Origin of the sequence: Bradyrhizobium sp. SZCCHNRI3052 (genome assembly GCF_032484895.1) — a bacterium.
Lineage (GTDB): Bacteria > Pseudomonadota > Alphaproteobacteria > Rhizobiales > Xanthobacteraceae > Bradyrhizobium.
On the sequence record NZ_JAUETW010000019.1, the window covers coordinates 1 to 13,252 of the forward strand.

Below are 13,252 nucleotides of genomic sequence, written 5' to 3' on the forward strand. Positions count from 1 at the left end.
CGCTACGGCGCTATTTGGGAGCGCGCGTCCGGGCGGCTTTGCTCCACCGAGCTACACCACCTCCGGGGACACGACCATGCCGTTGCGGACCGAATCGATGGAGTCCCGCCTCACGAACGCATCCTGGCGATCATTGAAGCTGACGACTCGCCCGACACCACAAACTCCACCGGCTCTGCCAAGAGGGCCCCGCACCCCACCGAAAGGGGCTACCCCGGGCAGAACGAGGGGGATCTCGATCCGGCAGAGAACGAGCGGTACGTCAATGTCGATGGAATCTCACGGGAGGTCCTGTTGGCCTGCTCGCAAGAGCCGCAGAACGACACAGGAAACGGTCAACGACTGTTGCACCATTTTGGCGCGGATCTCTTGCAGGTTCGCAATCTTGGATGGCACGTGTGGGCAGGAACCCATTGGGAACGCGAAGGTGGCAATGAAATGGCGACGCGCCTCGCACATCACACAGCCTCGCGAATCGCGCTCGAGGCCAACCTGATGGCGGCGACGCCGCAAGAGCAAGCTGCGATCGACGCAGCGGGCCAGGCCCGCGGCACGATGCTTTGGATCGAAAAGGCGAGAGGGCAGATTGATGCTCGCAAGGATCAGCAGTGGCAGATGCTTTCACGCATTGTCGCGGCCGGCACCGAGGCACAGGCCGCCTTGGAGAGCCGCCAGGCGGCGCGACGAAAATACTCCGTGTCGAGCGGCAATTCTGGCAAGATTCGCGGAATGCTCGACCAATCATTGCCTTACCGCACTGTGACCGTCGACGGGCTCGATATCGACGCGCTCGCTTTCAACGTCAAGAACGGCACCATCCGCTTTGTGTACGATGAAGTGCCCGATCCTGATGCGTCAGATCACTCAAGCAAGATGCTCAAGCAATGGCGCGTGGTTTTGACGCCGCACAATCGGGCGGACAACATCACGAAAGTGGCGCCCGTCGAGTACATCAAGGAGGCGCGCGCGCCGCACTTCGAGGCGGCCGTCAAGCGTTTCCTGCCGATCAAGCCAGTGCGCGACTTCGTTCAGCGTTTCCATGGCTACGCCTTGACCGGAATGGTGGGCGAGCAATGTTTCGTTTTCAGCTATGGCACCGGCGCGAATTGGAAATCGACATTTGTCGAGATCATCTCACGAATTATGGGGCCATATTGCGCAACCATCAACTTTGAGTCGCTGTCGGGCGATCAACAAAGGTCGGGGTCGGGGCCATCGCCCGATCTTGCGCGCTTGCCGGGGGCACGCCTCGTGCGAGCGTCCGAACCAGAGCGTGGCGTCCAGTTCAAGGAGGCGTTGATTAAGTCGCTCACAGGCGGCGAGCCGATGCTTGTGCGGTCGCTCAACAAAGAATTCTTTGAGATGAGGCCGACGTTCAAGATGGTGTTGTCAGGCAACCATAAACCCGAGATCGGCGGGGTTGACCATGGTATTTGGAGGCGAGTGAAGTTTGTGCCGTGGCCAGTGACCATTGCGGATCACGAAAGACGACCAATGGACGAAGTGATGGATGAAATTTGGCCCGAACGCTCGGGTATCCTCAATTGGCTGATCGCTGGCACGCTCGATTATCTCAACGGCGGCTTGCGCACGCCGGCTGAGGTTGCCGACGCTACAGCACAATACCGTGACGAAATGGACCCAGTTGGGACGTTTGTCGGAGCGTGTGTCGAAAGCGTGCCGCCAAAGCCCAACGGCTCGCCGGCGGCCGTCGTGACCGCACGTGCAATGTATGACGCGTTCGCTTCATGGGCAGTCGCGAACGCCGTGCGACCATGGAAAGAAAAGAGCTTTGCGGCTGCAATGTCGCAGAAAGGGTTCATCAAGAATCGCGTCGCGGCTGGTGTTCGCTACCTGCATGTTGCGCTCAAGAATGTGCCCGAGGGGCCACGCCGGCATTCCGAAGAGTCGCCGCACTACGCCGACGAGATCGCGCCAGTGTGAAGGATGCTCGATCATCAAGGCTCGATGCAGTGCCAGTTACATTGTGCATCGAGCGAATAGTGAAGACGCTTCAATGGACTAAGTCTCGCACAGTATGAGCGGTGCACGGTTTCGGCGGGCGTCTGCTCTCTCTCACTCTCAGGGAGAGCAGGCGAAGCCAATGGATTCTCTCATGTGTGCGTATAGGTTTCTCCCTACATCTCTACACGTCGACAAACCAAAACAATGAAATCGCTTCAGAAAAACCAGATGCAGTATCGACGCCAACCCAACAAACTAGCCGGAACTCAACATCTCTCAATGAACGGGGGCGCGGCCGGGATCGGTCTAGCGACCCGGCGTCTCGGGCGCACGTCCGCCAGCCAAGCGCGGGTCCTTCCCGGCCCCCCGCCCCCTACGGCCCGAGCGCGCCCCGAAATCTCACCAGCCGACCTAAGTCATTCTTGGGTTGACATGGTTGACAGGTTGACACGGGCCGACTGCATCAACTGGCCTGTTCCGTGCTCGGGCTTGCCATGGCTGTGGACCTGGAGAAAGACTGTCAAAGGGAGAACGGGGAGGGCCGCTGCAACAGTTAGGGCTCTCCACGGCCCACGTGTGATATGAAGACTGTGGCAGGTCGGCCTTACTGGTAAACCAGTTTGATTGAGGCGCCAACTTGCACCTTGTTAGCGCTTTATCGAGATGATCCAGAGAAATGTCCGTGATCACTTGATAAGCCAACTTACAGGCCAACGTCTCCGTCGCGACAAACGTATCGCATTCCGACAGTTTATTAACCGGGGCACCGCCGAGACACATTTCGAAGTAGGCGCAAGATTGACGGAAACGGGAAATGCCTTTCTGGACGTCAGCTAGTAGCTCCTAAACGTCGGCCGCGAAAGTACCGTCTCGAGCGTGGCATCAGGTAGGCGGCCTATGACAAAATCATTGTAAGCCTCGTTCGAGAGTTCAACGAGTTCAGGCGAGAAGGTGAACAACTCGCCGCCGACGCCCACGGTCAAGATCGCGAACGGCATATTTTGAGAGTTCGCCGACATGCTTCGAAACCCCGGCTGCCTCGGCATAGCAAGGATATTGCGATACTCGCGAATCCAGAGAAGGATGGCACTATCGGACTCGGCAAGTACGATTTCGACGAATCTGCGGAAGTCTTCAACGCCCCCCGACGCGCCAAGCTCGAACCAGCACGCGCGCCTTAGACCTCTTCGATGTTGAATCGATATCCGGCACTCCCTCATCACGAGAACACGCCATCAATTCGCGCCCGTGGCTAAGCAAGGCGTTTGTCATGACACAGATAAAATGCGTGGCGACGCCCCGCGCTCGCAAAGGCCGCCCTTAAGCGCCGACGCCCGGGTACCACTTCCCGCGCGGGTGCGTCTGCGCGTATCATCAAGAAAAGGAGGACCATCGATGCTTACGCCGACACGAGCCCCCTGGGATAGGAAAAGATCACATAACGCTTCGTTGATCAGCATGCCATTGGTCTGAAATGCATACTGCACGGCAATTTCTGGCGGTGCCAATGCGGCCACACGCGCGAACGCTTCAACGTACCAGGCGGGCGGAACCACGAGCGGCTCATCGGCGTGCCACACCACCGTGAAGTCGCGGGCATGCAACTTGGACTCAAACACGAAGCGCGCGGCCGCCTCAACCGTGTCATGGCTCATGACCCTCCGGCGGTTCCGATGCGGAAGGTCGGAGTAATCGAAATCGACGTTTCAGAATGCCGTCGGCTGCATGATCAGCAGCCGATGTGATGCCGGCGAGATCCTCGGCTTTCAAAATTACTCCATCCGTTAGACGGAAATCATATGCTTACTATACGCAAAGCGACGCGCTCGATCTTCTGTCCGAGAAGTGTGAAGAAAATGGGCGTCAACAACCTCTTCGTGCCGGGCCGTGTTATCTACCAGGCTGGATGTGGAGGATCGAATTGCGCGATTGCGTATGTGTCATAGTTAGCCGAACTCACAGCCGAGCACCCGGTAGACAAGCGCAAGGTCATTATCGATGGCATGCTCTTCGAGATATTTTTCCATCCCGAGGCAACACTCAGGCTGGCAATTAAGGGGCGATATTTCGACGATATCTTGAATTTCAGAAGCATGCACCGCTGCGTGCGAGCTTCGGCCTCATATCGGAAGCGTAGGTCGCAGCGACGCGGCGATTTCTACACGGTGCCTGCAGGGACCACGGACTTGCGGTGACTGTCTGAACCAAGAGTTGGGTCCGTATATATCGACGGCACCGACGTGCTTAGCTGCTGTGATCACGAATTCGCAGACGACGATCCAACAGCGCGGACCTATTCCCGCCGTAAGCCAGCGCAGTTTGAGGCGCAGCTTTCGCAGGAGATGCTGATCCCGAAACGGCTCCTGACCGCCTGACCGTGACGTATACGCTGAGCGAAGCGGGTTCAGAAAATCTGCACGCGCCCATGGCTACACTACCCGAAAGATGGCACCGGCCTGACTGCCCGGTGCGCAAAGCTGGTCGCTGCTAAGTTGTCGTACCGGCGACGACTCGGGCGTCCCATTCGTGGACTCGCCGTCTGTCTCCTCAAGAAGCAATAGCATCTCTAGGCCCGCTGCATTTGCCAGAGCTTTTTTCAGGGCGGGCCTAGAGCAGTTGAAACGTTAGTCGTAAAAAGCTCGACGATCAGCAGTCGTTGGCGTGCCCGCGTCGCTGCCACGTATCTTTCCAACCTGCTTGGATGATCGTCCGATTGACCAATGATCATGGCAACGGCTTTGAATTCGAGACCCTTAATGCGACGGATCGAGGCGAGACGTACGCCGGGTTCGGCCTTGCCCGGATCGACGCGCCGCGCCTCGAGTTCAAGGAAGTCAAGCCCTTTAGCGGCCAGTGCCGATTTCACTGCATCGCGCACCGGTGCGACGCAAATCTCGTGGGATCCTAAGCCCTCGTTTTCGATCAGTTCCGCCGCCCAGTCGACGATCAAGCTGGCGGCTTGCTCTATACTGGTCGCCCTGCGGGCGGTGGGTTCCGGCCCCTTGAAAACTGAGCGGTCGCCCGTCGTGTCGGCCTTGCCACCATCGAGATCATCGATGTCCATGCCCGCGAGCAGCGACTGCGCCCAAGCCCGAATCTGCGCGCTAGTGCGATAATTGATCTTTAGGCGCCGCGACCGACCCACGACATTGATGCCGGCACGAGACAGCGGGATCGGAATCTTGCGATTGATCCTCTGATGTCCGTCCCCGACCATGAACAAAGGGTTGCTCGCCGCCTCACCTCGCGGGCTCAGTGCCGCGATCAGGCGCAGGCCTTCGAGACCAAAGTCCTGCAGCTCATCGACGAGGACATGCCGATACTTTGGAAGCCCCGCGGTGTCGCCCCGGGCGTTCTCGACGATCATTCGGGCCTGGTGTATCGTTCCCTCGAAGGTTAGAAGCCCCTTCTTCTGAAGCCGGCGATTGAAATCTAGAAAGTTCGGCCACAGCTTCCGACGCTGCTGCCGGGATAGTTTTGGGCGGCCGGTCCTGATGACAGCGAGATACTCCTCTTCGGTGTCGATACCCATCGCGTCGACGACACTCTCGTATTCTTCCTTGACGAACTCCCGGTCGAACTCGCTCGCCTCCGAAGCCGGCGGCAGCAATGCGTCCCAAATTTCACTGAGTTCCTGGTCATCCGCAATCCGTCCACGCCATTCCGATCGCAGGCAGATGGTACGCGCGAGCTGATGCAGGTTCGTGACTTCAATACGCTCGGCGGCCTCCGGCGAAAGCTGCGCGATCAGATGCTCGATCGTTACCGAAAGGTTCGTCGTGAATGTGGTGACGAGAATCTTGTCCTTCGGATCGGTCAGTCGCTTCGCGAGATAGACAGCACGATGCATGAGTGCGACCGTCTTTCCGGTCCCCGCGGCTCCGTTGATCTTGATCGGGCCGGCCGTGTCCCACTCGACGATCTTGCGCTGATACGGATGAAGAAAGACGCGCCACATTTCGATGTCTTCGGCAAGGATCGCGCGCAGTTCCTCTTCCCCTTCGACCAAGACAAGGTTGAAATTCCCAACCTGATCGAGCTTCGAGAAATCGCCCGGGCTCTCGGGACGCGCTGCCCCTGCGTTCAGGGTTCCCAGCGTTTCCCTCAACGCCTCGTCGAGCGACCGGCCAGCTACGACCCAAAACAAGACCTGCTGCGCTTCCTCAGGCAGATAGGGAGCAACTTCTTCGAAGGCGGCATCCGTCCGAATGGCACGCACCGCAGGAATGAGTGGCCTGGGAACGCCGGCGTGAAACAGGTCGTCGTCCGTCAGTTCATCCAATGGGTAGCGTCGGTGCTCGTCGGCCTGGGCGTCATTGCCGTCCCGGCTGCGCTCGGCTGCTTCCTCGACTTCCGCCACGTCGAAGACCTGGAGCATCCCCAGCGAGCCATGGGCTTCGAAGCGCTTATTGGCACACCACCGGTACGCCTCGTCGTGGTGATCAACGTGCATCAGCAGAAAGGTATCGCCCCGTTCGGGCGCGATAACGATCGCACGCCAGTCGTCGCCAAGCCGTGCGCTTCGCACCTTGTCGTCGAGCGCCTGCTCGATCTTCTCGAGATGAATGCTGCGCTGGGTACTATCCTCCTGGAATTTCCGAATCAGTTCGCTGACTTTCTTCTGGACCTTGGCGGGAAGGCGGCCAAAACCGGTTAGTACATCACGGTGCAACATCAGCGACGCCATCAGACGTTCTCCTCAGCACGAACTAACAGGCCCGCCAACCAGCGCGTTCCCTTTCCATGGATCTCGTCAAGCGCGACGACACGCCAGCCGCCATCCTCCCATTGCTTCCTGAAGTGCATCTGGTCGCCAACCAGCAAACAGCTGCGTCGGCCGGCGAGCGGCCATGCCATTTCGGCGAAGCAATCATCCGACGCACCTTCGAGGTAATGCTCGACTTCGGGCACGGGAACGCCGTCGATTGCCATTTTCTTTGCCAGGGCGATCAACGAGGGAAGCACCGCAGCCAAAACTTCTTCCCATTCCGAGGGGACCCCATCGGTGGTGGCGAATTCCAGATCGGGTGCCGAGCCAAGAGCAACCTCGGAGGTCGTGAAGGATCGGCCGTTACCGGAAAACTGCAACAGGTTGCTGAGCCCAAGCCATCGCCGCCACCGCTCGAGATAGAGCGCGGACGCGCGCTCCTCTGCGGTGTCGCCGAGCCGCAGCCTGGCAATGACCTTGTGAGAGCTGCTCGCAAGAACATCGCCCTGGTTGGCAACTACGAGGAGATCGGCGCCTTCAGCCAACACAGTCGTGTGCAGCAGATCGCCAATCCAGGCGTCGTCGGTGCCCTTGGGGATGTCCGCACCGGCACGCCAACGGTCGTGCATGTCGAGTAGGTCGGACGGAGTTGCCCCTTTTGCTCCCCTGTTGGCCAGCACCTGCAGCGGGATGAGACCCGCCTCGTTGGCGAGGCGCTGCCATCCGGCCGGATTGGGAGACCGGAGAAAGGCAACGAGCTGAACAAATCCGTTGCCGAGCGCTTCCGCGACCGGCGGATAGGCCAGACCGGTGCTTCCAAGAGCCTGCATCTTCCGTTCAAGTGTCGCATGGATCCTGGGATGCAGCAGATTCAACGCCGCTTGCGGACCTTCCAGGAGATCCTGCCATGTGATGCTCCAAACTCGATGGGTGCCGCTCTCAAGCACGGACCGGCGCTTGACCGCATCATCGGCCAGACGGCTCGTCGGCTGACCTGGATGGGCATGAAACTCGAAGCCGTCAGTGAAGACCGCGATGGGGAGAATGTCGGCGTGGTCAGCGGTCAGCATGAAGTCGGGCTGGCATGCCGTCATGACTCCCTGGGCTTGTGCCAATCTCGGCTGCAGCTGCACCTCCCAAAATCGGGAATCCTGTCCGAACCGAAATCGGAAACCGGAGGTGCCCTTCACCAAGCTTTTTTGCCATTCACCATGGCTCTCGGTAACGGCCGCTTCCAAGCGTTCGACGAATCGCTTTTCCAGCACGCTGCCGAACAGGGACGTGGCATCGAGATCATCCAGCGCCTCAACCACAACTCGCTTTTTGCCGGCCTCTATCATCGTCGCCAGCAATTTGATCCCGCGTTCTCGGCTGATCTCTTCGGATTGATGTTGCAAACGATAGGCCCGAATACAGCGATAACAACCGTCGGTGTCATCCTCATCCGGTCCGATGTGACGGCAGGAGCATGACTGCAGGGCGTCGAGCGCCAAGCCCAGCACTGTCATGATGCCTTGCCCCGGGATTTCACCAGCGTGTTTTGGCTCGAACAGCGATTTCAGGAACCCCGTCCCTCCCGGCACGGCATCCATGATCACGAGGTAATGGCGCCTGATATCCTGCTTGTGGTCGGGTAGAATCTGCGGCTCGATTAGCAGATGGCCAGGGTTTCCGCTGAAATGGAGACGCAGGCCGAGGAACAGGCAAGCCCGCAGCGTCTGGATATCTTCCGACTCGACGTCGGGCGGCAACAGCAGGCGGATCGCCTCGGATTTGAGTTCGCGGTAAAGATAGACCCGCTCCCATTTATATCCATTCTGGGTGCGCCCTTCGCGAAAGGCCTTGTCGGTGCGCTTGCGACCGGCACAGCTGCGTCGATGTTCGACCTTGTCCTTGGTGACATCGCTTTCGGCGGCCACACCGCAATCCTGGCACACCGGAAAGCCGAGCTCCGGCACCTTCTGTTCGACACCGAATTGAAATCCCTGCGGGGTGTCGGCAAGTCCGGTATTGACCTGGCGAAGGATCATCGAGCTGCGGAATTCCAAGCCGAACGGCTCGTCCTCGGTACCCACGGCTCCCTTATAACCACCGGCCGTCTGATCGAAGCTATAGACCAGCCGATAATAGCGCTGATCGCGCTCTTCGGCCCGATCCCCGGACAGACTGTCGTAGTATTCCATGTAGGAAATCGCGCCGGATCGGGAAAAATCGAGGAACGTCTTGCGTTGCGCCCGGTCCAATTGCGACTGCTGCTGCTTGTCGTAGCCGCATTGTGGACAGGCCGGTTTGGCCTCGGGCTTTTCCATGTCCTCGACCAGGCGCATGTGGCCGCACTTCCCGCAAACTCCCCATTCCTGCGCCAAGGGTTGTGACTGATTGCCAAGGGAGAGCTGCTGGATCTCGAATTGATGCCCATGTGTGTAGAAGATGTTCCGGGGTGCCAGCTCCCGAATGGCGACAGCGGCTGCCCGGGTGATGTCTATGGAAATCGTGGCGTCTTCTTCACCCTGGTGCTCATTGTGGACAGCGCCGGACAGTCGCACGCCGCGTTCCGGGAAGGCGTAATTCGGTAGCAATCCTCGCTCGGTGAGCACCTCCAATGCTGACGTACGGTTTAGCACCATCGTTCGTACCTTGAGGACGCGCAACTCGCGCTCGATCTCGCGGAGCCCGGCCTGATCATCGGCTCCAGCCAACTCCTTCTTCTGATCCGTCAGACGCCGGCGCGCCGTTTCGATATTCTTGAGCTGATCGCCGAACTCGGATGCTGCGGCACGGATCCGCTGATGGAGCCGCATGGTGTCCGCCTCCATCCGAAAGCGTAGACGGGTATCCGGCCGCACCACTTCGGGACCAAATCGCGCGAGGAACCCATCTTGTAAGGCGGCTTCCTTCATCGCCATCCACGCGAGGAGGTCTATGATGGGTCCGGTGTCCGCCTCGAGCTGCTCATCAAGTTGTTTTCCGCTCGAAGGAAGTTCGGAGATGACCCGATCCTTGACCGCACTGTCGAAGCAGTATGCCAGATACTGGCGAACTAGCATGGCGCTGGCGTCGAGCCAGCAGCCGGGCGGCTCGATTTTGCCGGCCAGCATTTCCTGCGGCCGAGCGAAGAAGAACAGGTCATGCGGTCGCTGGTTGACCACCGAAACCACCAACGCGGTGCCGGTGCTTCGTCCCGCCCGGCCGATGCGCTGAAGATAGCTCGCGGTGGTCGGCGGAACCGAGCATAGCATCGTGGTCGAGAGATCACCGATATCGATACCCATTTCCAGGGTCGAGGTCGCCGTGATGACGTTGGGGTCGTCCGCGTGAACCCCACCATTGAACCGTCGCTCCAGGTCTTCACGCTCCTCAGTGGTGAGCAGGCCCGTATGTTCCTGCGCAAACACCCGGCGTAGCGCACCCTTGCGATAGCGTCGCCGGTAATAGGTCTGACGATCAGTGAAGGGCGCATCGCTGTAACGACCGCGTCGCGAGCCATAAGCCAGACTAGATGCCCCCATCCAAATTTCGGCTTCGCGAGGCGGCCGCAACATGAAGTGACCGCTGTGGTCGCACACAAGTGGACGGCCGTCGGCCTGAAGCATTGCGGCGCTCGGCGAGATCGCAAAGTAGTCCTTGTCGCCATCGCAATGCAGCAGCTCCAAGAGACCAGCATCCACCCCTTCCTTCAGAAAGGCAGAAGTCAGGTCCGCGATGGCGGCATCGGACACGCCGTGCAGCCGCAGGCCGTCCCTGCCAAGAGCGCGCCGTGCCCACACTATATTCCAGGGATCCTGGACACCGGTTCGGGTGACGGCCAGCATATGGTCGTGTCTGGGGTTGCTTCCGGTAGCCATCAGCCGTGGCGTGTACCGCCCATGAAGTGGGTAGGCCTCACGCCCTTCGACAATCTTCCTTCTCGATCTCTTGCCCCACAATCCGGAACGGGCGTACGCGGTTACGAAGGTATGTGCGAAGCTTCCCCGGCTGCGTTGCCGATGCAGAATGCCGAGGATCCACAGTCGCAGCTGGTTGCCGTCGACCCCTTCGAAGGCTGTATCGATGCCGGGCAGTCGCGCCACGAGGCGGCCTACAATCGCATCGATGACATCGAGATCCCAGGCGACGCACGAGCTGCCGTTCAATTCCAAGGTGCGTCCATGGGTGAGCATCAGACCGAACTCGCTGATCGCTTCCCACGTCAAACGCTCGGCGATCTCGCTGCGGAGTGGTTCTGGGATAGGCGTCGCCTTGCCGGCATTCTCGCGAAATGCCAGATACGGACCATATTCGTGTAGGTCCGGCGGGATCAGGGTCGCCAGCGCCTCCAGTGGCACGCCCGGCCGTCCGGGCGCCTCCTCCGACCAATAGGCAAGCAGACGGTCGCCAACCTCAGTCAGCGGCACACCGGCGGACCCGGCATCATCAATGATGCGCTGAAGCGCGGTGCGGAACGTGAAGTGATAGGTGCGCGCGGAGAAGAAGCCCGCCCGGTGGCTGGCATCCTGCACACTGTCGGTAAAGGCCAGCAGCTTCGGATCATTGTTGAGAACCGACCCGAACATTTCGTCGATCGCGACGCTCGAAACGGTCGCAGCGCGGCTGCCGATGAACATCAGGCTGCCCCGCATCTCGCAATGCGGACATCGCACCTGGCCGACGACCTTGCCGTTGTCCTGTCGGCGGGTTTCGCGGTTGACCTTAACCCGAAAGGTTCTCGTTTCGGTCAGCGGACAATTGCCGGGCCCTTCGCGAACCACCAGACTGTCCGGCGCCAGATACCAATGAGCTGTCGGCAACGGCAACTGATCGGGACCCCACGATCTTTCGTCATCGGTCTGCCACGGACTCAGCACGACTATGTTTGGCGACTGGGAAGAGCCTTCGAACCCCCACCCCTGATAAATTCGCGCGGGGTCGTCGAGCAGTCGGAAGCCATTCACGCCCTTGGCACGGATCTGATTGTCCATGTCCGGATCCGAGAGGCCGACCCATACCGATTCACCGCACTCCGAGCAGTGAGCGACTGGCAGAATCGGACTGCCGACCCGCTTCTCGTCGATCCAGCCGAACTTCGGCGCATCCTGCACGTAGCGTCCAAGTCGTCGCAGCTCCCGCACCCAAATCTGGACATGGGTCGGCACCTTCGGGAGCGCCCGCCCGCTGCGCAGATCGCGCGCCTGCGCGACCAGGGCGAAGAAGGCGGCAACAACCTGGCTGCGAGCTTCATAGTCGCCGACAGCCCTTAGAACGTAGAACCGCGCCGACAACTCCTCGATCAGCGCGTCCCAGGTCAATACCGGCGTTGCCGTAATCTCAAGCAGCGCCTTGAACAATTCCTGACGTCGAAGCCAGTCGCCGACAGCGAGCCCCCAGCGCTTTTCCGGCGTCGGCCGTTGAATCTTGCAGTCGAGCCAACGATTGCCGTCCATGAGCGGGAATTCGGGGGCACCCCAGAGCGGTGCGGTCCGTTGCGCAAACGCAGCCGCGGTCTCGTCGTCGCGCGGCGTGCAATCCGCCGCCGACGGGAACGTCTCCGGCGCCTCCGTTTCCGGTACGACCATGGCTGCAATGTCGAGACGGTTGTTGTCCTCGTTGATGATCATCGCCGGCGTGAAGGATTCCTGGAACAGGATGCCGGCGAAATAAGCCAGCCGATCGAGGGGATTCATCTCCTCCTCTTCGCGCCCGCCGGCGACGGTAGCGCTGGTGCCGACGCAGCAAAGCCCGCCTTCCGGCACATCCAGCCGCGCCTTGATGCGGCGAACCAGACACGCGACGTCGGCGCCCTGCGCCCCGTCATAGGTGTGAAGTTCGTCGAGCACCAGGAAGCGCAAACGGCCGGGCTCATTGAATCGCCAGATGCGCTGATCTTTTGGGCGCAGTAGCAGATAATCCAGCATCTTGTAGTTGGTCAGCAGGATATCCGGCGGATCCTCCTGCATGCCGTCATGGTCGGTGATGTGAAAGCAGCCATCGCCCTCGGCTCGCATCGCCTTAACCGCGGTGGGGTCCTCCCCGCCGCTGTCGCCGGACCTACTGCGACCGGTATAGAGCCCGATCTTGATCAGCGCCTTGCGATCGTTTCCGGCGCCGATATGCAACTCTGGGCGCGAAAAAACTTCGTTTGCGAAACGTCCGGCCTGATCGGCCGCCAGGGCATTCATCGGGTAAAGGATGATGGCCTTGACGCCCTTCTCGCCCTGCTTGACCGAGCGCAGGCAGTGGTCGAGCAGCGGGAACAGAAAGCACTCGGTCTTGCCCGAGCCGGTGCCGGTCGTGACAATCGTGCTTTCCGGATCGCGCCCCTTGGACGACAGGCGCTGCCACGCCTGCCATTGATGGCGAAAGGGATGGAAATCAGGCCGGATATCGAAGTGCTCGGCAGGATCGTAACTCTCGTGTGCCGGCCGGTACGGCCGCCGCAACTGCACCCACGGCCCCTTGAACAGGCCGTTTTCGGAATCGTTGATGAAGGCGCTGAGCGCGGTCTCTTCGTCCCGACGACGAAAGTTGAACGTCGCCTCCAGGTAATGCCGGATCTGCCGCTTGACGTCCTGGGCGAGGGTGGCGGGAAGCATGGGGCCGGCC

The 13,252-nt window shown here is 60.1% G+C and carries 4 protein-coding genes; 1 reads left to right on the forward strand and 3 read right to left on the reverse strand.

The window, feature by feature from the left end:
• A partial coding sequence (locus QW887_RS32705) for a phage/plasmid primase, P4 family (protein ID WP_316195971.1) occupies positions 1 to 1,944 on the forward strand: 1,944 nt, incomplete at its 5' end.
• A gap of 1,289 nt (positions 1,945 to 3,233) precedes the next feature.
• Here the strand turns inward: QW887_RS32705 and QW887_RS32710 are convergent.
• From QW887_RS32710 to QW887_RS32720, 3 genes are all read right to left on the reverse strand, one after another.
• Positions 3,234 to 3,620 carry a hypothetical protein gene (locus tag QW887_RS32710; RefSeq protein WP_316195972.1) on the reverse strand — a complete coding sequence of 129 codons (387 nt, stop codon included), beginning with the start codon at positions 3,618 to 3,620 and terminating at the stop codon, positions 3,234 to 3,236.
• A gap of 941 nt (positions 3,621 to 4,561) precedes the next feature.
• A complete protein-coding gene (locus tag QW887_RS32715; RefSeq protein ID WP_316195974.1) occupies positions 4,562 to 6,652 on the reverse strand; it encodes a UvrD-helicase domain-containing protein in 2,091 nt (696 codons plus the stop codon).
• Entirely contained in the window at positions 6,652 to 13,242 is a 6,591-nt protein-coding gene (locus tag QW887_RS32720; protein WP_316195975.1) for a DEAD/DEAH box helicase, read from the reverse strand. The genes QW887_RS32715 and QW887_RS32720 overlap by 1 nt, the downstream gene beginning before the upstream one ends.
• Between the last annotated feature and the right edge of the window lie 10 nt (positions 13,243 to 13,252).